The 21,044-nt window shown below is 61.0% G+C and carries 20 protein-coding genes and 1 tRNA gene; 12 read left to right on the top strand and 9 right to left on the bottom strand.

Annotated elements, in window-relative coordinates:
- Positions 1-5: 5 nt before the first annotated feature.
- From accC to NGR_RS16840, 4 genes are all read right to left on the bottom strand, one after another.
- The gene (accC, locus tag NGR_RS16825; protein ID WP_012707676.1) at positions 6-1,349 is read right to left on the bottom strand and encodes an acetyl-CoA carboxylase biotin carboxylase subunit; all 1,344 of its coding nucleotides are present in this window, start codon (positions 1,347-1,349) and stop codon (positions 6-8) included.
- A gap of 12 nt (positions 1,350-1,361) precedes the next feature.
- Entirely contained in the window at positions 1,362-1,832 is a 471-nt protein-coding gene (gene accB / locus NGR_RS16830; RefSeq protein ID WP_012707677.1) for an acetyl-CoA carboxylase biotin carboxyl carrier protein, read from the bottom strand.
- A 23-nt stretch (positions 1,833-1,855) separates the two neighbouring features.
- Positions 1,856-2,302: a type II 3-dehydroquinate dehydratase gene (aroQ, locus tag NGR_RS16835; protein WP_012707678.1), complete on the bottom strand. Its 447-nt coding sequence runs from the start codon at positions 2,300-2,302 to the stop codon at positions 1,856-1,858.
- Positions 2,303-2,449: 147 nt separating this feature from the next.
- On the bottom strand, positions 2,450-3,217 hold the full coding sequence (locus tag NGR_RS16840) for a DsbA family protein (protein ID WP_012707679.1): 768 nt from the start codon (positions 3,215-3,217) through the stop codon (positions 2,450-2,452).
- Between the two features lie 232 nt (positions 3,218-3,449).
- On the opposite strand from NGR_RS16840, the gene NGR_RS16845 reads away from it, so the two are divergent.
- On the top strand, positions 3,450-4,607 hold the full coding sequence (locus NGR_RS16845) for a pyridoxal phosphate-dependent aminotransferase (RefSeq protein ID WP_012707680.1): 1,158 nt from the start codon (positions 3,450-3,452) through the stop codon (positions 4,605-4,607).
- A gap of 87 nt (positions 4,608-4,694) precedes the next feature.
- Here NGR_RS16845 and NGR_RS16850 read toward each other — a convergent pair whose 3' ends face one another.
- Positions 4,695-7,475 (bottom strand): Rne/Rng family ribonuclease, encoded by a 2,781-nt coding sequence (locus NGR_RS16850; RefSeq protein ID WP_164924267.1) that lies wholly within the window; start codon positions 7,473-7,475, stop codon positions 4,695-4,697.
- 824 nt (positions 7,476-8,299) lie between these two features.
- Between NGR_RS16850 and NGR_RS16855 the strand changes: the two genes are divergently transcribed.
- The 3 genes from NGR_RS16855 (at position 8,300) to prfB (ending at position 13,476) form a co-directional block, all read left to right on the top strand.
- Positions 8,300-9,469 (top strand): N-acetylmuramoyl-L-alanine amidase, encoded by a 1,170-nt coding sequence (locus NGR_RS16855; protein WP_240545208.1) that lies wholly within the window; start codon positions 8,300-8,302, stop codon positions 9,467-9,469.
- A gap of 325 nt (positions 9,470-9,794) precedes the next feature.
- The gene (locus NGR_RS16860; RefSeq protein ID WP_012707684.1) at positions 9,795-12,248 is read left to right on the top strand and encodes a penicillin-binding protein 1A; all 2,454 of its coding nucleotides are present in this window, start codon (positions 9,795-9,797) and stop codon (positions 12,246-12,248) included.
- A 96-nt stretch (positions 12,249-12,344) separates the two neighbouring features.
- Positions 12,345-13,476 (top strand): peptide chain release factor 2 gene (prfB, locus tag NGR_RS16865; protein ID WP_164924269.1). Its coding sequence is split into 2 segments (ribosomal slippage): positions 12,345-12,413 and positions 12,415-13,476, totalling 1,131 coding nucleotides; the frame shifts between segments, so codons are not numbered across the junction.
- Between the two features lie 59 nt (positions 13,477-13,535).
- Here the strand turns inward: prfB and NGR_RS16870 are convergent.
- Together NGR_RS16870 and NGR_RS16875 are read right to left on the bottom strand one after the other, a co-directional pair.
- Positions 13,536-14,024 carry a hypothetical protein gene (locus NGR_RS16870; RefSeq protein WP_012707686.1) on the bottom strand — a complete coding sequence of 163 codons (489 nt, stop codon included), beginning with the start codon at positions 14,022-14,024 and terminating at the stop codon, positions 13,536-13,538.
- Between the two features lie 67 nt (positions 14,025-14,091).
- Positions 14,092-14,862 (bottom strand): NAD kinase, encoded by a 771-nt coding sequence (locus NGR_RS16875; RefSeq protein WP_012707687.1) that lies wholly within the window; start codon positions 14,860-14,862, stop codon positions 14,092-14,094.
- A gap of 155 nt (positions 14,863-15,017) precedes the next feature.
- Between NGR_RS16875 and NGR_RS16880 the strand changes: the two genes are divergently transcribed.
- Positions 15,018-15,093 (top strand) — tRNA-Thr (locus NGR_RS16880).
- Between the two features lie 192 nt (positions 15,094-15,285).
- Here NGR_RS16880 and NGR_RS16885 read toward each other — a convergent pair.
- Entirely contained in the window at positions 15,286-15,681 is a 396-nt protein-coding gene (locus NGR_RS16885; RefSeq protein WP_012707688.1) for a hypothetical protein, read from the bottom strand.
- Positions 15,678-16,469: a hypothetical protein gene (locus NGR_RS16890; protein ID WP_012707689.1), complete on the bottom strand. Its 792-nt coding sequence runs from the start codon at positions 16,467-16,469 to the stop codon at positions 15,678-15,680. The genes NGR_RS16885 and NGR_RS16890 overlap by 4 nt, the downstream gene beginning before the upstream one ends.
- A 406-nt stretch (positions 16,470-16,875) precedes the next feature.
- Here NGR_RS16890 and NGR_RS16895 point away from each other — a divergent pair, with 406 nt between their 5' ends.
- From NGR_RS16895 to NGR_RS33665, 7 genes are all read left to right on the top strand, one after another.
- On the top strand, positions 16,876-17,064 hold the full coding sequence (locus NGR_RS16895; RefSeq protein ID WP_012707691.1) for a hypothetical protein: 189 nt from the start codon (positions 16,876-16,878) through the stop codon (positions 17,062-17,064).
- Between the two features lie 515 nt (positions 17,065-17,579).
- The gene (locus tag NGR_RS33860) at positions 17,580-17,903 is read left to right on the top strand and encodes a winged helix domain-containing protein (RefSeq protein WP_012707692.1); all 324 of its coding nucleotides are present in this window, start codon (positions 17,580-17,582) and stop codon (positions 17,901-17,903) included.
- A 448-nt stretch (positions 17,904-18,351) separates the two neighbouring features.
- Complete coding sequence (locus NGR_RS16900; protein WP_240545197.1) at positions 18,352-19,287, top strand: hypothetical protein; 936 nt, start codon at positions 18,352-18,354, stop codon at positions 19,285-19,287.
- Complete coding sequence (locus tag NGR_RS16905; protein ID WP_164924270.1) at positions 19,284-19,466, top strand: hypothetical protein; 183 nt, start codon at positions 19,284-19,286, stop codon at positions 19,464-19,466. The genes NGR_RS16900 and NGR_RS16905 overlap by 4 nt, the downstream gene beginning before the upstream one ends.
- Positions 19,463-19,756 (top strand): hypothetical protein, encoded by a 294-nt coding sequence (locus tag NGR_RS16910; protein ID WP_012707694.1) that lies wholly within the window; start codon positions 19,463-19,465, stop codon positions 19,754-19,756. Before NGR_RS16905 ends, NGR_RS16910 begins: the two co-directional genes overlap by 4 nt.
- Positions 19,753-20,178, top strand: a complete 426-nt coding sequence (locus tag NGR_RS16915; protein ID WP_012707695.1) for a hypothetical protein — start codon at positions 19,753-19,755, stop codon at positions 20,176-20,178. The genes NGR_RS16910 and NGR_RS16915 overlap by 4 nt, the downstream gene beginning before the upstream one ends.
- Entirely contained in the window at positions 20,178-21,014 is an 837-nt protein-coding gene (locus tag NGR_RS33665; RefSeq protein ID WP_012707696.1) for a ribonuclease H family protein, read from the top strand. Before NGR_RS16915 ends, NGR_RS33665 begins: the two co-directional genes overlap by 1 nt.
- Positions 21,015-21,044 lie beyond the last annotated feature (30 nt).

Raw genomic sequence — 21,044 nt, forward strand, 5'->3', positions numbered from 1 at the left:
TTACCCTATGCGGACGTTGCGGCCAGATGATGTTCCAGCCAGTGGATATCGTAATCGCCGTTGGCGATATCCTGATTATTTATCAGGTCCTGGAAAAGCGGCAACGTCGTCTTGATGCCATCGATGACAAACTCGTCGAGCACGCGGCGCAGTCGCATCATGCATTCGACGCGCGTCCGCCCATGAACGATCAGCTTGCCGATCAGGCTGTCGTAATAGGGCGGGATGCGGTAGCCCTGATAGGCGCCACTGTCGACGCGCACGCCGAGGCCGCCGGGCGCGTGGAAATGCGTGATCGTACCCGGGGAGGGGACGAAGGTACGCGGATCCTCGGCATTGATGCGGCATTCGATGGCATGGCCGGAGAAGACCACGTCTTCCTGCTTGACCGAAAGGCCGCCGCCCGATGCCACGCGGATCTGCTCGTGCACCAGGTCGATGCCGGTGATCGCTTCGGTGATCGGATGCTCGACCTGCAGGCGCGTGTTCATCTCGATGAAATAGAACTCGCCGTCCTCGTAGAGGAATTCGATCGTGCCGGCGCCGCGATATTTCATCTTCTTCATCGCGTCGGCGCAGACCTGGCCGATCTTCATGCGCTGCTCGACGTTGAGCGCCGGGGAGTTCGCTTCTTCCCAGACCTTCTGGTGGCGGCGCTGCAGCGAGCAATCGCGTTCGCCGAGATGGATGGCATTGCCTTCGCCGTCGCCGATGACCTGGATTTCGATATGGCGCGGCTTTCCGAGAAATTTCTCCATGTAGACCGCGTCGTTGCCGAAAGCGGCGGCCGCCTCGGCGCGTGCCGTTGCAACGGCATGTTCGAGGTCTTCTTCGGTTCTAGCGACCTTCATGCCGCGCCCGCCGCCGCCGGCCGTCGCCTTGATCAGTACGGGAAAGCCGATCTCGCGGGCGACCTTCAGCGCGTTCTCGGGCTTCACTTCACCGTCGGAACCGGGGACGACGGGGATGCCGAGCTCTTCCGCGGTCTTCTTGGCGGTGATCTTGTCGCCCATCAGGCGGATGTGCTCGGCGGTCGGACCGATGAAGGTGATGCCGTGCGCCTCGAGGATATCGGCGAACTTGGCGTTTTCCGAAAGAAATCCGTAACCCGGATGCACCGCATCCGCGCCGGTGATCTCGCAAGCCGCGACGATCTGATGGATGTTCAGATAGCTCTCGCGCGACGGCGGCGGACCGATGCAGACGCTCTCGTCCGCGAGCCGCACATGCATGGCGTCGCTGTCTGCCGTCGAGTGGACGGCGACCGTCGCGATGCCGAGCTCCTTGCAGGCGCGCAGCACACGCAGGGCGATTTCGCCGCGATTGGCAATGAGGATTTTCGAGATCATCGCCACCGCGCCTTATTCGATCACGATCAGAGGTTCGCCATATTCGACCGGGGCCGCGTCCTGCACGAGAATTTCCGTCACCTTGCCCGAGCGCGGGGCCGGGATCTGGTTCATCGTCTTCATCGCCTCGATGATCAGGATCGTCTGGCCTTCCTTGACCGTCGCACCGACCTCAATGAACGGGCGGGCTCCCGGGGCCGGGGAAAGATAGGCTGTGCCGACCATCGGCGCCGTGACCGCGTTCTTCGCGTTGTGGCCGCCTTGGGCTGCGGGCACAGCGGCCGGCGCCGGTGCTGCGGCCACCGCAGCCGGTATCTGGTAGGGCATCGCCGGCATCGGCATCGCGACAGGCGTGCCGTTCCGCGAGACGCGGATGCGCAGATCGTCCTGTTCCACTTCGATCTCGGTCAGGTCGGTATCCTTGAGGATATTGGCGAGATCGCGGATCAGCGCCTGATCGATACCCGGTTTCTTGTCAGCCATGGGATATGAGCCTCGTGTACTTCTTATTTCGACGTGTTTGTCAGGTTCTTTAGCGCATGCAGCGCCAGAATGTAACTCTGCGCGCCAAAGCCGCAGATGACGCCCTTGACGGCCGGCGCAATCATCGACTTGTGGCGGAATTCCTCGCGCGCATGGATGTTGGAAAGATGCAGTTCGACGACGGGAACGGCGATGGCGCGAATGGCATCATGCATGGCAATCGACGTGTGGCCATAGGCGGCTGGATTGATGGCGACGCCGGCGGCGACTTCACCTGCCTCGTGCAGCCAGTCGACCAGCACGCCTTCCACATTCGATTGGCGAAAATCGACGTCGAAGCCCAGGAGATTCCCCTCCGCTTTGCACATCGCCTCGATGTCGGCCAAGGTCTGGCCGCCGTAAATGCCTGGTTCGCGCTTGCCGAGGGCATTCAGGTTCGGGCCATTCAGCACAAAAATCGTCGAGGACATAAGGGGTTCCGGTCCGATGATGGGAGGGTTACCTATAGACCGATGGTTCCGCGAGGGAAAGCCCCCCGGCTGTGCGGGGGATTTGTCCACAAGTCATGGCTCATTGAAGGGCAAGAGCGGCGGTGGCGTGCAGGCTCCGAGGCTCGGTCAGCAGGCCGTCTTGCCGCATTCACGCAGATTGGCGACCTTGCCGGTGATTTCGGCGGCGCCGACGGCGCCGTAGACCGCCTCGTTGCCGATCACATAGGAAGGGGTGCCGGTGATGCCGAGATCGTTGGCGAGCATGTAGGCTTCGCGCACCGAAGCGTCATTCGGGTCGTCTTCCATTTTCTCGCGCAATTGCTCTTCCGTAACCCCGAGCTTGGCGGCAACGGCGATCGCCGTCGCTTCGGTGGCCCGCTCTTCGGCGCCGAGCAGGGCGCGGTGGAAGTCTCCGTACTTCTCCGGTGCGACCGAGCGGAACGCGGCGCTGACCTTGTGGGCGGCGAGCGAATCGGGGCCGAGAATCGGGAACTCCTTCAGGACGAAGCGGACGTTTTTGTCCTTGGCGAGGATATCGTCCATGTCCGAGAGCGCCCGCTTGCAGTAGCCGCAATTATAGTCGAAGAACTCGACGACCGTGACGTCGCCCTTGGGATTGCCGAGGATCACGTCGTAGGCGGAATTGAAGATCGCCTTCTCGTTCTTGGCGATCGCCGCTTGCGAGGCTTCCTGCTGCTTGGCGCGCTGCTTGGCGGACAGTGCTTCCTGCACTTCCAGCATGATCTCCGGATTGGCGATGAGATATTCCTTGATGAAGGCGCCGATCTCTTCCTTCTGTTTCGGGTCGAGCGCCGCCGCTGGCTGGGGCAGGGCGATGCCGGCTGCGACCGCAATCAGCGTTCCGGCGGCAATCATCTTCTTCTTGAGCGTCATCATTCCCTCGTTGTCTTCTCGTACCTGTCTGTCGCCCATTTCGCACCGCCGCGTCAACGCATCTTCGCAGGACAAAGACATGCAGCAGCGACCCGCCGTAGGTGCGAGCATAGGGTGCGCGGGCGCGAAACGAAACGGCAAAATCGGCCGAATTGCGGCGCTCCCATACTTGTGATGGGTAAAGCGATCGGGCAAAGGGGCGGGACGCCAGCCAACTTGTGAGGATCAGCCATTGGCACAGATGTCGAAACGCAGCGCCGTCGAACCGTTCCACGCCATGGATGTCCTGGCAGAGGCGACGCGGCGTCGCGATGCCGGCCATCCGGTCATCTCGATGGCGGTCGGCCAGCCGGCCCATCCCGCCCCGAAGGCGGCGCGCGAGGCGGCGCGGCGGGCGCTGGAGCATGGCCGCCTTGGCTATACCGACGCCCTTGGCACCCTTTCCCTGAAGCGGGCGATCGCCGCCCACTATCAGAGCCGCCACGGCATCGCGCTTGATCCGCAGCGGATCGCCGTCACCACTGGCTCCTCGGCCGGCTTCAATCTTGCCTTCCTGGCTCTCTTCGATCCGGGCGATTGCGTTGCCATCGCCCGGCCCGGCTACCCCGCCTATCGGAACATCATGGCCGCCCTCGGCTTGAGCGTGGTCGAGATTGAAGCAAATGCCGAAACCGGCTTCACGCTCACGCCCGAAAGCCTGGAGCGGGCGGCGGCGCAAGCCGGCAAGCCCCTGAAGGGCGTGCTTCTCGCCAGTCCGGCAAACCCGACCGGCACCGTCACGGGAAGGGCTCGTCTGAAGGCGCTTGCCGACTATTGCCGTGCCCAGTCGATCGCCTTCATCTCCGACGAGATCTATCACGGTCTGACCTTCGCTGGCGAAGAGACCTCGGCGCTGGAGATCGCCGACGACGCGATCGTCATCAACTCGTTCTCGAAGTACTATTGCATGACCGGCTGGCGCATTGGCTGGATGGTGCTGCCGGAAGATCAGATCCGTGTCTTCGAGCGCATCGCCCAAAGCCTCTACATCTCGCCGCCGGAGCTTTCGCAGATTGCCGCGGAGGCGGCGCTTGGCGCGCAGGAGGAACTGGACGGTTACAAGCGGGCCTATGCCGCCAACCGCGATCTTCTGATGAGGCGCTTGCCCGAGTTGGGCCTGTCCATAGCCTCGCCGATGGACGGCGCCTTCTATGCCTATGTGGATGCCAGCCGCTTCACCAACGACAGCATGGCCTTCGCCCGCCGCATGCTGGCCGAGATCAACGTCGCCGCGACACCCGGCTTCGATTTCGATCCGCTCGAGGGGCATCGCACCATGCGTTTTTCGTATGCGGGTTCGGCTGCCGATATGGCCGAAGCGATGGACCGCATTGCGAACTGGTTGAAGTAGCGAGACTTCCAGGCTGCGCAGTCGACGATCACAAACAAAAAAGGCCCGGAAACCTCCGGGCCTTTCGTTTGGTAAGCCTGTGCTTTCTCAGAAGAAACCGCGGCGCTGCCACCAGCCGCCTTTTTTCGGCTTCGCCGATTCTTCTTCGTTGCCGTCGCCCTTGGCGACATTCGACGTGACGACGGGCTCGGAGGCAATCGTCGTCAGATCGCGGTTCGAGCGCGCCGGCTTGGCAGCCTCCAGGTCCGCGACGGCGTCCTCCACTGCAGCAGGAACGGTTTCGTCCGGCTGCGCTTCGACAGCCTGTTCGGCGGCCGTGTCGGCATTTTCCGCTGCTGCCTCGACCGCGACGGCTTTCTTGCGGCTGCGCTTCGGCTTTGCCGGTTTTGCTGCTTCCACGACCGGGACTTCGGCTTCCGCCGGAGCGACCTCCACGGCATGCTCGACGGCCGCGGCTGCAGCAAAATCCGGCTCTTCGGTTTCCGCCCCTGCCTCGGCATCAGCCGACTCTTCACCGGCCTCCGTCGCGAGACCGGCTTCACCCTCGGCTTCGCGGTTGCGGCGGCCGCCCCGCTTGCCGCGACGGCGGCGCTTGCGCTTCTGGTCGCCGTCTGCCGTTGCGGCGTCCTGAGCCTCGCCCTCGTCCTCGCTCTCGTCGGCTTCGTCAACGGCGCCATCGGCCATGTCTTCGGCTTCGGCCGCGACGGATTCCGGGGTCTGGCCTGCGCCCTTGCCGCGCCGGCGCCGACGACGCTTGCGCTTGCGCCCGCCCTGATCGTCGGACGGCTGGGCCTTAGGCTGCTCCCGGCGTTCGGCGGTGATTTCCTCCGCTTCTTCCTCGTCGAGATCTTCCTCGATGACGACGTCTTCGTCTTCGTCTTCCGGTTCAGGCGCGAAATGCAGGAGCTGTTCGATCTTCACCGGATTCTCGACCGGTTCGCCCCGGTCGATCGCGAAGTGCTGAGCGCCCACATGGGCATCGGCATCGATAATGATGGAGACGCCGAAGCGGCGCTCGTAATCGGTGATCGTGCCGCGCTTCTGATTGAGCAGGTAAAGCGCGATCTCCGGGATCGTACGGACCACGATGTCGTGTGTGGTATTCTTGAGCAGATGCTCCTCGATACCGCGCAGGACATGCAGCGCGACCGAAGACTGCGAGCGGACATGACCCGTGCCGTTGCAATGCGGGCAGGTCTGCATCGTGCTTTCGAGCACCGAGGCGCGAATGCGCTGGCGCGACATTTCAAGCAGGCCGAAATGCGAGATGCGGCCGACCTGGATACGCGCCCGGTCGTTCTTCAGGCAGTCCTTGAGCTTCTTCTCGACGGCGCGGTTGTTGCGCTTTTCCTCCATGTCGATGAAGTCGATGACGACAAGCCCGGCGAGATCGCGGAGACGCAACTGCCGCGCCACTTCCTCGGCCGCCTCCAGGTTCGTCTGAAGGGCGGTATCCTCGATCGAGTGCTCGCGGGTGGAACGCCCGGAGTTCACGTCGATCGAAACAAGCGCTTCGGTCTGGTTGATGATGATGTAGCCGCCCGATTTGAGCGTCACCTGCGGCTGCAGCATGCGATCGAGCTGGGCTTCGATGCCGGAACGCGAGAAGATCGGATGCACGTCGCGATAGGGCTGCACGACCTTCGCGTGGCTCGGCATCAGCATCTTCATGAAGCTCTTGGCTTCCTTGTATCCCTCTTCACCGGAAACGATGATCTCGCTGATATCCTTGTTGTAGAGATCGCGGATCGAACGCTTGATCAGGCTGCCCTCCTCATAGACGAGGCATGGGGCAGTCGAGTTCAAGGTGAGCGTGCGGACGTTCTCCCAAAGGCGCATCAGGTATTCGAAGTCGCGTTTGACCTCGACCTTGGTGCGATTCGCGCCGGCCGTGCGCAGGATCACGCCCATGCCCTGCGGCACGTCGAGGCCGCGGGCGATTTCCTTCAGGCGCTTGCGGTCCTGCAGGTTGGTGATCTTGCGGGAGATGCCGCCGCCGCGTGCCGTGTTCGGCATCAGCACCGAATAGCGGCCTGCCAGCGAGAGATAGGTGGTAAGGGCGGCGCCCTTGTTACCACGTTCTTCCTTGGCGACCTGAACGAGAATGATCTGCCGGCGCTTGATCACCTCCTGAATGCGATACTGCTTGCGCGGCTTGCGGACCTGCCGGTCCGGAACTTCTTCCATCGCGTCTTCGGCACCGACGGACTCGATGATTTCCTTCTCGCCGTCATGACCGTCGTCATCGTCGTCATCATCGTCGCGGCGGCGGCGTGCATCCACGTCTTCGGAAATCGAGTCGACATCGACCATTGCGGCCATTTCGCCGCTGCTGCCTTCGTCGCTGGCGTCGGCCTGGACTTCTTCTTTTTGTTCGCTGGTCTTGGCTTTCGCCCGACGGGTGCGCTTCGGCTTGGCCTTGGGCTTTTCCGCCTCTGCTTCCGCCTGGACTTCCGTCGCCGCTTCCGTCGTTTCGGCTACCCCAGGGGCCTCGGCCTCTGCCGGAGCCTCGTCTTTCGGCGGCTCGACGACCTGTTCGCTTGCCGTTTCGACCGGCTCGATCTCTTCCTCGCGGCGGGCCTCTTCGGCTTCCGCCTTCAAGAGCGCCTGACGATCGGCGAGGGGGATCTGGTAGTAGTCGGGGTGAATTTCGGCGAAGGCCAGGAAGCCGTGGCGATTGCCGCCATAGTCCACGAAGGCGGCCTGGAGCGACGGCTCCACTCTGGTCACCTTCGCCAGATAGATATTGCCGCGGATTTGCTTCTTATGTTCCGATTCGAAATCGAATTCTTCTATGCGGTTCCCGCGAACGACAACGACACGCGTCCCCTCTGAGTGGGACGCATCGATAAGCATTTTCTCTGCCATCTAAGCTCTGCTCCTCGGCGCAGAGGAACGGCAGACAGAGACACTTCGCGTGGAAGGCTGTCGAACACGTCGGAAACTGCGCCGGATGTGAAAGGTCCTGTTTGGCGCAGGTGAGGGTGCAGCAGCCAGACGGCAGCCGGAACGATTTCGTCCCGGGGCCTCCTTACTCCTGACCGATACTGCTGAGTCACATCAAAGACCAAACAAGAATGCCAATGTCCTGGGCCTCGAGGGGAGGCCCGATGAATACGCCCACTTGCGGGCATTCGGTGAAAATCACCATCAAGAACTCCGGCCACCGCCGGAAATTGCGATCCAGTGTACGGGAGAAAATGCAGCGACGGCGGATGAACACCTGCGGCCGCGGAAGCATGATACGGTTGCAACCGGCTGTTCCGGCTCGATCACTTCGCTGGCGCCAAGCCTCTACAAAGCTCCGGCTGCCCGGCCGACGATTCTATCCCGTCAACACTTTCTCCTTGTGACGCTTTTATGTTTTCTATGTCACATTGGCAAGGGAAAAGCCTTTGCCGCCACAATATTGATCGATTCGCTTGCCCGGGTGAAATCTGGTGTTCGGAGAGCGTTGCATCGGTTTCGAACCTGTCGCATTGGTCCCTTCCGGTGACGCTGCGTCAAGGTTTGGTTAACCATGAAGGTTCATTGGTGGGTAAGCGATGGTTGCGGCTCTCTGGGCCTTGCGCCGGAACTCGAATGACGATGGGGGAGCCCGGGTGAAGCCTTGCGCAACAGAGCTGCACTGGCCGCAGGCGAAGCGCCTGGCGCGTCGTGCCTTCCATGCGATTGCCGTCCTGGTGGCGGCGATGGCTGCCCCTTTGCCCGCCGCGCGCGCCGCCGACGGGGGGCCGCCTTTGTTGGCCTATGGGGCGCGAGTCGCCGGCGACGATGCGCGCACGCGGCTCGTGATCGAATTCGACCGCAGCCCCGAATTTTCCATTCATTACGTAGCCAATCCGGTTCGCGTCATCATCGACCTGCCGGAGACGTCCTTTGGCCTGAAGCCGGAGAGCCTGGAGCCACGCGGGCTCTTCGACGCAATTCGCTATGGCGGGATGGGCGCGGGGGCCTCGCGGCTGGTGCTGTCCGCCAAGGGGCCGACGGAAGTGACCCATGCGGAAGTGAAGCCGGAGGAAGACGGCAAGGGCTTCCGCCTTATCGTCGATGCGGAGAAAATCGACGGGGCCCGCTTCGACAAGCTTCTCGGTGATCAGCAGTGGACGGGAACGGTGCGCGCCGCCAAGACCGACCGTCCGGCGCTTGCGCCGGCAAGGGCTCCGGGCGCATTCGTCATTGCCATTGACGCGGGCCACGGCGGAATTGACACCGGCGCGATCGGCAGCGTCACCAAGACGGAGGAGAAGCACGTCACGCTCGCCTTTGCGCGCGAGCTGGTGGCGACGCTCAACCGTGAGGCCGGCATCGAAGCCTTCCTGACGCGGGACGGCGACGAGTTCCTGTCCTTGCCGCAGCGCGTCCAGATCGCCCGGCAGAAAGGCGCCAACCTGTTCATTTCGGTCCATGCCGATACGCTGAGGCAGAAGGACATCCGCGGTGCCACGGTCTACACGATCTCCGACAAGGCGTCCGACCACCTCGCGGCCGATCTGGCGGCGCGTGAAAACCTCTCGGATGAGATCGCCGGCATACCGCTGGAAAGCGAACCGGCTGAGGTCGCCGACATCCTCATCGATCTCACCCGCCGCGAAACCCAGGCCTTTTCGGTCAACCTGGCGCGCAGCGTCGTCTCCTCCTTCGAAGGACAGATCGGGCTGATCAACAATCCCCACCGCCATGCCGGCTTCCGCGTCCTGCAGGCGCCGGACGTCCCTTCGGTCTTGCTCGAACTCGGCTTCATGTCGAACAAGGACGACGAGAAGCAGCTGCTCGATCCGGCGTGGCGCAAGAAGGTCTCGGAACTGCTGGCCGTTGCCGTTCGGCGCTATCGTCAGACGGCGGTGGCGAACGGCGGATGATCGGAGCCACCCTGCGCCTGCGGGAAGTGATTTGTGTCGCCGGCGTAACAGAGATATGCTTTTCAGCGAGATGCGCACGGTATAACCGACAACCAGCCCTATTTTACTCACAATCCGGGCCTTTGGGGGGAAGGGCGTCCCGATTTGTTGGGAAACGATGTTGAAGCTTGAGTTTCCTCGCCATATGAGGGAACCCGCGAAGCGTGTAGCCGTCGTGCCAGGCGATTTTCGACGAAAACGTTCGGCGCGGGCTTTCTGCTTGCGACAGTGGGGTCCTGCGAATGGCGACCCGGCAATGGGACAATAAGGTACCGGTATCTGGCTGATGATCAGACTGATAGGATATTTTTTCGGCATTGGTGCGTTTCTGCTGCTCGGCGCCGCCGCGGCTGTCGCGATCTATCTGGGCGCGATCACCAAGGATCTCCCGGACTATGAGGTGCTGGCCAAGTATGCGCCGCCGGTCACGACGCGTTTTCACGCCGGAAACGGTGCGCTGATTGCCGAATATGCGCGCGAACGCCGCCTCTATCTGCCGATCCAGGCGATACCGGATCGCGTCAAGGCGGCCTTCATCTCCGCCGAGGACAAGAACTTCTACAAGCATCCGGGCGTCGACGTCACCGGCCTCGCCCGCGCCATTGCCGTCAACCTCCAGAATTTCGGCTCGGGCCGGCGCCCGGTCGGTGCCTCGACGATCACCCAGCAGGTGGCGAAGAACTTCCTGCTGACCGCCGATCAGACGATCGACCGCAAGATCAAGGAGGCGATACTCTCCTTCCGCATCGAGCAGGCCTACACCAAGGATCGCATTCTCGAGCTCTATCTGAACGAGATCTTCTTCGGCCTGAATTCCTACGGCGTCGCCGGCGCGTCGCTCACCTATTTCGACAAGTCCGTCACGGAACTGACGGTTGCCGAGGCCGCCTATCTTGCTGCCCTGCCGAAAGGACCGGCCAACTATCACCCGTTCCGCAAGACCGAAGCGGCGATCGAGCGTCGCAACTGGGTGATCGACCGCATGGTTGAGAACGGCTATGTGAGCAAGCCGGATGGCGAGGAGGCGAAGAAACAGCCTCTCGGCGTCACGCCGCGGCGCGGTGGCGCCCATCTTTTCGCCTCGGACTACTTCGCCGAAGAGGTCCGTCGGCAGATCATCCAGAAATATGGCGACAATGCCCTTTACGAAGGCGGTCTCTCGGTGCGCACGTCGCTTGATCCGCAGTTGCAGATCATCGCCCGCAAGGCGCTGCAGGACGGGCTGTTGAGCTATGACGAGCGCCGTGGCTTTCACGGACCGGTCAAGACGATCGAGATCGGCGGCGACTGGGGCGAGCCCCTGAGCAAGGTCCCGGCACTGAACGACGTTCCGGAGTGGAAACTCGCCGTCGTGCTCGCCGTCGATGGCGAAGGCGCCGAGATCGGCATCCAGCCGGAGAAGGAAGCGTCCGGCCAGATCGTTGCGGAACGCGTCACCGGATACATTTCCGCAGAGAACATGAAATGGGCCTATCGCTCCGCCGGCGGCCAGCGCAAGACGGCGACGTCCCCCGAGGGGGCTGTCGGCCCCGGCGATGTCGTCTATGTCGAGCCGCTCGAGAAACAGGGCCAGTATCGGCTTCGCCAGCCGCCGAAGGTCCAGGGGGGCCTTGTGGCGATGGACCCGCATACGGGCCGCGTGCTGGCGATGGTCGGCGGCTTCTCCTACGGTCAGTCGGAGTTCAACCGCGCCACGCAGGCGATGCGCCAGCCCGGCTCGTCGTTCAAACCCTTCGTCTATGCGGCTGCCCTCGACAACGGCTATACGCCCGCCTCGGTCATTCTCGATGCGCCGATCGAGATTGTCGCCGGCGGTCAGGTATGGCGCCCGGAAAACTACGGCGGCGGCTCCGCCGGACCTTCGACGCTGCGCCTCGGCATCGAGAAGTCGCGCAATCTGATGACGGTGCGGCTTGCCAACGACATGGGCATGAATCTCGTCGCCGAATATGCCGAGCGCTTCGGCATCTACGACAAGATGCCGCCGCTTCTTTCCATGTCGCTCGGCTCCGGGGAGACGACCGTGCTTCGCATGGTGTCGGCCTATGCGGTTATCGCCAATGGCGGCAAGCAGATCAAACCGTCGCTGATCGACCGCATCCAGGACCGCTACGGCAAGACGATTTTCCGCCACGAGGACCGCACCTGCGACAATTGCAACGCCGACGATTGGGCCGAGCAGGAGGAGCCGGTCCTGACCGACAACCGCCAGCAGGTCCTCGATCCGATGACCTCCTTCCAGATCACCTCGATGATGGAGGGCGTGATCGCGCGGGGTACGGCCGCCGGCAAGATCCAGCTGGATCGCCCCGTCGCCGGCAAGACCGGCACGACCAACGACGAGAAGGACGCCTGGTTCGTCGGCTATACGCCCGATCTCGTCGCCGGTCTCTATCTGGGCTTCGACGATCCGGCGCCGCTCGGCCGTGGTGCGACCGGCGGCAGCCTCTCGGCGCCGATCTTCAACGCCTTCATGCAGCAGGCCGTCAAGGGCACGCAGCCCGGCAAATTCGTGGTTCCGGAAGGCATGAGCCTCATCCCGGTCAACCGGAAGACCGGCATGGCGGCGGTCGAAGGCGAACCGGACACGATCATCGAAGCCTTCAAGCCGGGGACCGGTCCGGCCGAAACCTTCTCGGTGATCGGCGACCTCGACGAATATGCCCCGCCGGAGGAAATCTTGAGGAACTCCCCGCAGGCCAACCAGGCCGTGACCTCCGGCTCCAACGGCCTCTTCTGAGCCTTATGTTCAAGACGATGCCCGTCGCCTTTACATCGGCGGCGGGCATCGCTATTTGACCCTCACATTTCTCCATGCACATCAAGAAGCAGGACCATGCGCAGCGAAATCGAGAACATTGTCGACGAAATCAAGCAGGCCATAAGCCTGCTGAGGAGGCATCTTTGACTGGGACCAGGCGCTAAGACGACTGGACTGGTTGAACAACAAGGCGGAAGATCCGACGCTCTGGAACGATGCCGGAGAAGCCCAGAAACTGATGCGCGAGCGCCAGCAGCTCGACGACAGCATCACCGGGCTGCGCCGTTTCGAGCAGCAGCTCAGCGATAACATCGAGCTGATCGAACTCGGCGAAGAGGAAGGCGATTCGGCCATCGTCACCGAGGCCGAGGAAGCGCTCCGGCAGCTGCGCAACGAGGCTTCGAAGAAGCAGGTCGAGGCCATGCTTTCGGGCGAGGCGGACCAGAACGACACCTATCTCGAAGTCCACTCCGGCGCCGGCGGCACCGAGAGCCAGGACTGGGCCAACATGCTGCTTCGCATGTATTCCCGCTGGGCGGAGCGCCAGGGCTACAAGGTGGAGCTCATGGAAATCCAGGACGGGGAAGAGGCCGGCATCAAGTCGGCGACGCTGCTCGTCAAGGGCCACAACGCCTATGGCTGGCTGAAGACGGAATCGGGCGTCCATCGGCTCGTCCGCATCTCGCCCTATGACAGCAACGCCCGCCGTCACACCTCGTTTTCGTCCATCTGGGTCTATCCGGTCGTCGACGATTCGATCCAGATCGACATCAACGAAGGCGATTGCCGTATCGACACCTACCGCTCGTCGGGCGCCGGCGGCCAGCACGTCAACACCACCGACTCGGCGGTGCGGATCACGCACATGCCGAGCGGCATCGTCGTGCAGTGCCAGCAGGAGCGTTCGCAGCATAAGAACCGCGCCAAGGCCTGGGACATGCTGCGCGCCCGGCTCTATGAAGCGGAGCTCAAGAAGCGCGAGGACGCCGCCAATGCCGAAGCGGCGTCGAAGACCGACATCGGCTGGGGGCATCAGATCCGCTCCTATGTCCTGCAGCCCTATCAGCTGGTGAAGGACCTGCGGACCGGCGTCGAAAGCACGAGCCCGGGCGATGTGCTCGACGGCGAGCTCAACGAGTTCATGGAGGCGGCGCTTGCCCACCGCGTCAGCGGCGGGGCGGATGCGGTCGTCGAGGATCTGGGCTGACTTTCCCTGAGAAATGGGTGCGATCACGGCCGGGCTCCCCGGCCGTTTTCTTTTGAGGTTCAGTTGCTCGCGCGCTCGATCTTGATGTCGCCGACTTCGTCGATCAGCACGGTCCAGGATTCCGGTTCGGTGGCGGAAGGGTCCGTCTTCAGATAAACGGTTGCATGCATTCCCGGCTGCCGCGTGATGCCTGTCGAAGTTTCGGGACGAATGTCGGTGACGAAGGGCTTCATCGCCGAGAATTCCTCGAGCTCGGCGGAAGAGACCACCTTCGGGCCGGCCGGCGTCACGGCGATCTGCTGGAGATGGATGCGTGCGGTGCCGTCCGTCTGCCGCACGGCGATCAGCTTGTAATAGCCGCGCTGTGCGGCTCTGGCCCCTTGCGCGCTGCCGGCCGGATCGTCCGACGGTGCGCCACCGGCCCCGTCCTCCCAGTGGCCCGTACTCGTCACGAACGTGACGTTCGAGGGTACGATGTCGCTTTCCTGCGCCCGCGGAGCGGCGGCGGTTAGGACCAGGCAAAGCGCGATCAACAGGGACTTGTGCATCGTCAACAATCCCTCGCAGGCGGCATTGGATGACAACCGCTTCTGCGGAATACCATATCGGGTGATTTCAATTGGAGAACTGCTCGGCGAGAATCCGGTCGGACCAGGAGTGATCCGGATCGGACAGGATGCGGGCCGTCAGCTTTTCCGATTCGGCGATCCGCACCCGGACGACCGACTTGACCTCCTGGTGATCGGCAACGGCATTGACCGGCCGCTTTTCGGCCTCGAGGATCTCGATCTCGACGGTCACGCGATTGGGAAGCAGCGCGCCGCGCCAGCGACGCGGCCGGAAAGGACTGACCGGGGTGAGGGCAAGAAGAGGCGCCTCCAGCGGCAGGATCGGCCCGTGCGCGGACAGGTTGTATGCGGTCGAGCCGGCCGGCGTCGCGAGCAGCAGCCCGTCGCAGGTCAGTTCATCCAGCCGCACCTTGCCGTCGACGATGACCTTGAGCTTGGCGGCCTGGTAGGACTGCCGGAACAGATAGACCTCGTTGATCGCCAGCGCAGTGAATGCATTTCCAGTCACGTCGACCGTGCGCATTTCCAGGGGGTGAAAGGCGTTGTCGACGGCGCTGGCGATGCGCTCGCGCAGGTCCTCGGTGCTGTAGCGGTTCATCAGAAAGCCGACCGAGCCGCGATTCATGCCGTAGACGCGCTTGCCGCTGTTCATCGTCTTGTGCAGCGTGTGCAGCATGAAGCCGTCGCCGCCGAGCGCGACGATCACGTCCGCCTGGTCCGGATCGTGGTCTCCGTATATCGCCTTGAGCTCTTTCGCCGCCTTCTGCGCCTCGTCGGCCGTCGAGGCGATGAAGGCAAGTGTGCTGAACTGGGTCATGCATTCAGTCCGTTGTTGTTCTATGCGGCGCGGCGATCGACGCCACGCCTAATTTTCTGTCACGCCGCTGCGGCAAGTGCACCCGAAATTTTCAGGGGCGCCGCATTTTTGCTTTACACCGGGAGGGAATATGGTAACTCCCGTGGTCGAAGCGTGCCCTTATAGCTCAGTTGGTAGAGCGGCTGATTTGTAATCAGTAGGTCGGGAGTTCGAGTCTCTCTGGGGGCACCAAAAATTTCAACCACTTAGCTCCTCCCGATTCTGCCAAACTCTCACCAGGGTAACATCTGGGGTAACAGAAGCGCTTGCTAGTCGCTTTGGCTGACCGTCCGTTACCCGTGACCTTACCGGCCGTTTGAGAATCAGCAAACGAAAAACCCGCCCCATCAGCGGAGCGGGCTCATGTCTCGCGTTTGGCAGGCCTCATGCGTCCGCTTTAAGCTTCTTGAGCATTTCGACCTGTGCAGCCATTCCGGCCGCCTCGGCCGCATGAACGGTAAGGCTTTCCCCGCAACGCACCGAGTATTTCAAGAGGAGCCAAGCGCGCTGCGCACCTGCATCCGGGTCTGACGGAGGAATGGCCTTCGCCACATCCACCGCGGCGCCTGCGAACTCGTTCAGGACTTCGATCAAGCTCTCCACCTCGTCTCCTGCGCCGTTATAGTCATCACCTCGGAAGAAGCGCGGCTGATTGACGATGCCTGTCAGGGCCTCGCGAGCGAGTTCTACAGCGTCATACAGGCTGTTGAGTTCAGACATAGAAAGCCTGGCAAGGCGCTGTTCGGGGTTGGCGAACGGGTTCATCGTGTTCTCAGTCATGCGCGTGCCTCGGCGTGGTGCAGGACCGAACGGGCAAGGCGCGTTCCCCAATCCTCGCTTTCGAATGTGGAGAAGAGCATCCAAGCGTCAGCCGCGGACGCGACAGAGATTGCCTGCGCCTTGATGACCACGCCAGCCATGGAATATTCGGGCTCCGCAAGGATGCGTTTGACGACCGCGGCGAACTTGGCGCGTGCCTCTTCAAGCCCTGGTTTCGCCTGGTCGATACCAGACTGAGCGCGAAGGCGGGCGCATTCGGCCTCATATTCGCGGGCCAAGGCTACGCGCTCGTAATCCTCCTCAAGCGAGTTTTCCCATTCCTCACGAGTGGATCCACGGAACTTCTTCTGCCGATCAAAGGTCTTCCCGCGCAAAAGGCGCTCCGTTTGCTGGATGTCGAAGACAAGGCTCTTGACCGTCTGGACACAGAACGGGTCCTTCTCTCCGGGCCTGATGAGTGGCTGTCGGGAAATGGTCAGTTCGTTGGCCGTATGTTCCCACGGGCGGCGATAGAGGAGAGCTTCGGGAGCTAGTGGCCAACGACCTTCCCATTCCTTGACGGTCGCTTTGTAGGCGTCGTGAGTCGCCTTATGCTCGGCCGCGACAGTGTGCAGCATGTCGCCGAGGCGGATCAGCTCCGGGTTCTCCAGAACTGCAGGTTCTGCCGTACCTGGCGCAGCGACGGCTGCTGCAGAAGCAGACGCAGCGGCCAGCCCAAGCAGGAGTTTGCGGCGAGAGACGACGGGTTCAGCTGCGACGATTGCTGTGATACTGGTTTCCTTATCCATTTCCGTTTCCTTTGAGCGGTTTCGGGTGTGGTCAGGATCGGAGAGGGGCGGCAACCCCTTCTTCGATCCGCATTTCGCAAGCCAGTCATCAGGGATGCGAGAACCGACTTTTTGAAAACACCGTTAGGTGTTTGTTTTTTACTTCTGGCAGCATTGCCTTCGCATTGCCCTCGCAATGCATCCGCATCGCTTCATTCATTGTTTTTATTTCTTTTTTTACTCCAGTGCGCCTTTGCCGCCTTGGCGCCTACCTCCGACTTTTCCGAGAGGTAGATTTGCTTCAGCCGGCGGGTTTCTATGTGCATATTAACTGCCATCGTTAACCTGTTGTCAATAACTCACACCATAAATATTGCAATAAAAATGCACATAGCCTATAAAGGCTCGAAACAACGAGGAATCTGGAATGGGTAGACCACCGGTGCCGACGCACCTGAAGAGAGACAAGCGTTTGGTTGTGATGTTGACCGAGGCCGAGAACGATCGACTGATCGATGCAGCGAAAGCTGCGGGCGCAGCAAGTCTAAGCGATTGGATCAGAGAGCGCCTATTGGATGCCGCTGCATCTGAAGCAAATGCTGGCGGCCTTGATTAATACACTTGGGATCCACAAAACAAAATGGGAAACTGTAAAATACTACTTGACATGAGGCGATTCAACCGTTGCCTCCGTCGCTAAAGAAAAAGACTCCGCTATATTTACCGGTTAAATTTCATGCATTTGGGAAAACGAAAAGATAGACTTTGACCGGAGAGAATCGGAAATGGTAGGTTACGAAATATAGGTAGTTCGCACGGTGTTTCGTGAAAGGAGACCGAATGACGTATCTAACTGCCGCTCAAGTCAGGGAGCGGTATCAAATATCACCAACTAGCTTGTGGCGTTGGTGCCAGGACGAAAGCCTTAACTTCCCCCAGCCTTTCGTCGTTAAAAGAAGAAAGCTCTTCAGAGCAGAGGACTTGACCAGTTGGGAGCGTGAACGCGCCAAGGTGCCGGGTCAAAATGAAAAGCGGCAAGGGTAGGTCGCCAAACCAAATCACCCTTGCCGCTCTGATCAGATAGTCGCTCCCCAGCGACTTCCTCCTCACCAACGAATAAAGGACTCGCTGATGACGGGTTTATCTAGACGCCAACAGACTATCCAAGTCAACATTCTGAACGACAATAACGAGCCGTGCGGACTTCCGGTCACACTTGTAGGCCGGGAATGCTGGACTTTGCGAAAGCTGCTCGATGCCGGCGAACGCGGCGTTTCATCCCTCGATCATATCGGGCCACGTCTGTCACACTACGTGATGAAGCTGCGGCGGGCTGGGATTACTATCGAAACGGTGCCGACATTACATGGCGGCGACTTCCCGGGTGTCCACGGGGTGTACGTCCTCCGGAGCCGTTTGAGCGTCTTGGAAGATAACACGAGGGCTGCCGCATGACAGGCGCCGCCGAAGATCAAAAGATTCAAGAGGCGGCGCGGTGGATTTCCCAACAGGGAGAGCGCAAGGGAAACATCATCAGTACCATCCGCGAGAGATTCTCGCTTTCTGCTTGGCAAGCCTGTGAGGCCTGCCGAGTGGCTCAGATGCTCCCAAGGGCAGGGGGCATTCAATGAGCGTTGAGGGAACTCTTCCTAAAAGGAATTCCGGGGAGCCGACGCCGCATGATGCTGACTTGGGCATTATGCATCACCCGAAGCTTTCTCACGTTCTTACGGGCGAGCTCGCCCGGTTGTACAGGGCAGGCTTTTGGCTCCTACCGCTCGGTTTGAAACGAGAGCCCCTGGTGAAATTTAGAACCGGGCAAGGTGGGGCTACTAAGCGACACCCTCTATCTCTCGTAATCGAAAAGATGGCGGGGGCTGGTAGCTCAAATTATGCGATCCGATTGGAAGGCATACTGGTCGTCGATATCGACACCGATACGCCTGAGGCACGCGAATATGTGCGTCAGCGCTTTGGTGAGTCGTCGGTGCAAGTAAAAAGTCCGCGGGGCGCACATCACTATTTCCGCTTCGACGGAAAGCCGCCGGCGCCGGTGCGGTTGACCAATATTGCTATCGATTTCAAGGCGGGGAGCCAGTCGCTAATAGCCGGACCGTTTGCTGAGCGGGCCGATGGAGGTCATTACCTGCCTCTTCAAGGGCGCCTCGATAGCGTAGCAAGCCTACCGACCTTCTATGATCGCGATCTGGAAGTTGACGAGACCGAGGTGGAAGTCGACGTAGTAAACAGCTGCCCAAAGATCCGCCGCGGCGACCGCCACCGCCATTTGAAGAAGCGCGGCATGCAGATGATTCCCGTTGTGCAGACCGAAGCTGAACTGTTCCAAGAGATGCTGCTCTACCGCGATTGGGAGTGTGAATTTCCCGAGGAAGTGCCGGACAGTGAGGTTGAGGCTCTCGCGCGTTGGTTCTGGTTCAAAAGATGCAATAACGAGATTTGGAGCGGAAGGCAGTCTCCCATGGGAATGACCCGCGCGTCCTTCGATCAACTAATCAATGTAAAATACGGCGACCAAGCTTGGATGCTTTATTCGTATGTACACAGCAAACACGAGCACCTCGGCCGGGAATTCGTAATAGTCCCGGAGGCAATTCTCGCCGCCGGCCAACTCCAAGCACTTTCCTCCAAAGATATCCGCCGTGCTGCGCAAATCCTTGTCGACCAAAAACTGCTTTGGCGGCGTGAGGTGCGTGATGGCTTCAAGCGCAAGTATCTCTATAGGATTGCAGGAGGAAGACGGGGGGAGAGGTCTGTTGATTACATTAATACCCAATATGGGAACACGGAGCTTTCAGTCATTAAGGGAGGTTTGGCATGAACCAGCTCGATCTCTTCGAGTGGGCTGCTCGCCGGCCGACCGCCCAGATCCTCGACTGGCATAAACCATTCGCCGAACGCGTCATGGAGCGGCTGTACGAATATGACGACGATTGGCCGAAACCTAACTTGGAAGCCGACATCGTGTCGTTTGCACGACGGGAGGCGGGTGCCGCATGACCATAGCCGAACGTAAGGCGCGCGAAGCGCACGACCGCGAGAACCCGTGGCGCTCGATGAGCGAGGCCAAGGCAGACGGCCTCATCTGCAACCTGCTTTTCGACGATATGGCGGGCCACCACTCACTGGAAGACATGAAATACTTCCTCGATACGGACGGCCATTGGTACCGCATCGATCCGCCGGAAAGGATTTGGAGGAGTCCGATGAACTGGCGGCCCGCTTACGTCCGCATGACGCCGGAGCGTCGCGCACTGATCAAAAAAAGGTACGAGGAGAGCGTAGCATGACAGCGCTTGTGCAAATGCAGCCCGGCGATTGGGCCTTGGCTTTCGATCAGCCGTACTTCTTGCCCGAATTTGAGATGGCGGCGCATCTCGAACGTTTCGCCCGGCGCGGCGGCGGCTGGGATAGTCACCAGGCCAGCGACATTTTCGTGCTTCATCAGATATCGGAGGTGAAGCCGAAGACCTATTTCGCGGTCGGAGATCAGCGCCGGCATCCTCGGAATTACGTCTTTGCAACCGGGCAGTCGGAAAAAGCGATGCTCGCGCTGCGTGACAAGTTCTTCGCAATTGGCGTTGAGGCCGACGGCTCGATCGAGAAGGAGATGTACCGGCTCGTTGAGCCGTTCGCTCGTCAAAAGCGCGCTGAAGCGCTGGCTAAAGTGCATGCGACGCTGCCTCACATCTTTGGAAGGAGGACGAGCTGATGGCCTACACCTTCCCGGAGCGACTGCGGCCGCTACGCGAGTGGCTGAAAAAGCAAGGGGCGGACGTCGACTCTTTCGTCACCGACCGCCAAGCCGCTTTCATGGCGCAACAACTCGCCGGCTCTCGGATCAAATTCCCTGAGCGCGGCCAACCCATGTTCCCAGTGCTGCTGAAGATACAGGAGGCGATTAGCGCCGCCCACGTCCATGAGGTGGACGTCCCGCGGCAAGCGAAACCTAGCAAGGCTAAACCCAAGGCCGGGAAAGCCAAGGGCAATAAGCATAATGTTGTCGACCATGCCGCATTCGAGTCGGGACTGCACGTTTTCACAGATGGCGCATGCGAGCCCAACCCCGGCCCTGGCGGCTGGGGCGTGGCCGTCTACAGGGACAGGGCTGAAATCGCTTCCGATCATGGCGGGAATGCAGACACCACGAACAACCGAATGGAACTCACAGCACTGCTGAAGGGCATCGAGGTGGCGAAGGCGCTGGGTGCCCCCGTCGTCGTTTGGTCCGATAGCAGGTACTGCGTCGACGGATGCAACGATTGGCGGCACGGTTGGAAAAAGAAGGAATGGAAGAAGGCTGGCCCAAAGGCGTCCGCCAAGAACCAAGAAGTCAAGAACGTCGAGCTTTGGCAGGCGATCGACGCTGCGCTTGAACGCGCCGATCAGATCACGATCCGGTGGTGCAAGGGGCATGCTGGCATCGTCGGCAATGAGCGTGCGGACGAATTGTCCAATCTTGGCGTTGCGTCGCTCGTCGGGGTCTCTCCATTGCGAGAACCTGTTGATTATCTCACGGCCGAATACCGCAGTCGCATGGCTGAATAGTGCAGGAATCTCAAAGATTTGCTATGCTTT

The organism is Sinorhizobium fredii NGR234, assembly GCF_000018545.1.
Lineage (GTDB): Bacteria > Pseudomonadota > Alphaproteobacteria > Rhizobiales > Rhizobiaceae > Sinorhizobium > Sinorhizobium fredii_A.

Bases quoted from the DNA above. Each gene is read 5' to 3' on its own strand.
- NGR_RS16875 (WP_012707687.1), bottom strand. From the start codon at position 14,862: ATGACCCAGTTCAGCACACTTGCCTTCATCGCCTCGACGGCCGACGAG.
- NGR_RS16855 (WP_240545208.1), top strand. From the start codon at position 8,300: ATGGCTGCCCCTTTGCCCGCCGCGCGCGCCGCCGACGGGGGGCCGCCT.
- NGR_RS16870 (WP_012707686.1), bottom strand. From the start codon at position 14,024: ATGCACAAGTCCCTGTTGATCGCGCTTTGCCTGGTCCTAACCGCCGCC.
- NGR_RS16905 (WP_164924270.1), top strand. From the start codon at position 19,284: ATGAACCAGCTCGATCTCTTCGAGTGGGCTGCTCGCCGGCCGACCGCC.
- NGR_RS16915 (WP_012707695.1), top strand. From the start codon at position 19,753: ATGACAGCGCTTGTGCAAATGCAGCCCGGCGATTGGGCCTTGGCTTTC.
- NGR_RS16910 (WP_012707694.1), top strand. From the start codon at position 19,463: ATGACCATAGCCGAACGTAAGGCGCGCGAAGCGCACGACCGCGAGAAC.
- NGR_RS16860 (WP_012707684.1), top strand. From the start codon at position 9,795: ATGATCAGACTGATAGGATATTTTTTCGGCATTGGTGCGTTTCTGCTG.
- NGR_RS33860 (WP_012707692.1), top strand. From the start codon at position 17,580: ATGACGGGTTTATCTAGACGCCAACAGACTATCCAAGTCAACATTCTG.
- NGR_RS16850 (WP_164924267.1), bottom strand. From the start codon at position 7,475: ATGGCAGAGAAAATGCTTATCGATGCGTCCCACTCAGAGGGGACGCGT.
- accB (WP_012707677.1), bottom strand. From the start codon at position 1,832: ATGGCTGACAAGAAACCGGGTATCGATCAGGCGCTGATCCGCGATCTC.
- aroQ (WP_012707678.1), bottom strand. From the start codon at position 2,302: ATGTCCTCGACGATTTTTGTGCTGAATGGCCCGAACCTGAATGCCCTC.
- NGR_RS33665 (WP_012707696.1), top strand. From the start codon at position 20,178: ATGGCCTACACCTTCCCGGAGCGACTGCGGCCGCTACGCGAGTGGCTG.
- accC (WP_012707676.1), bottom strand. From the start codon at position 1,349: ATGATCTCGAAAATCCTCATTGCCAATCGCGGCGAAATCGCCCTGCGT.
- NGR_RS16840 (WP_012707679.1), bottom strand. From the start codon at position 3,217: ATGACGCTCAAGAAGAAGATGATTGCCGCCGGAACGCTGATTGCGGTC.
- NGR_RS16890 (WP_012707689.1), bottom strand. From the start codon at position 16,469: ATGGATAAGGAAACCAGTATCACAGCAATCGTCGCAGCTGAACCCGTC.
- NGR_RS16895 (WP_012707691.1), top strand. From the start codon at position 16,876: ATGGGTAGACCACCGGTGCCGACGCACCTGAAGAGAGACAAGCGTTTG.
- NGR_RS16885 (WP_012707688.1), bottom strand. From the start codon at position 15,681: ATGACTGAGAACACGATGAACCCGTTCGCCAACCCCGAACAGCGCCTT.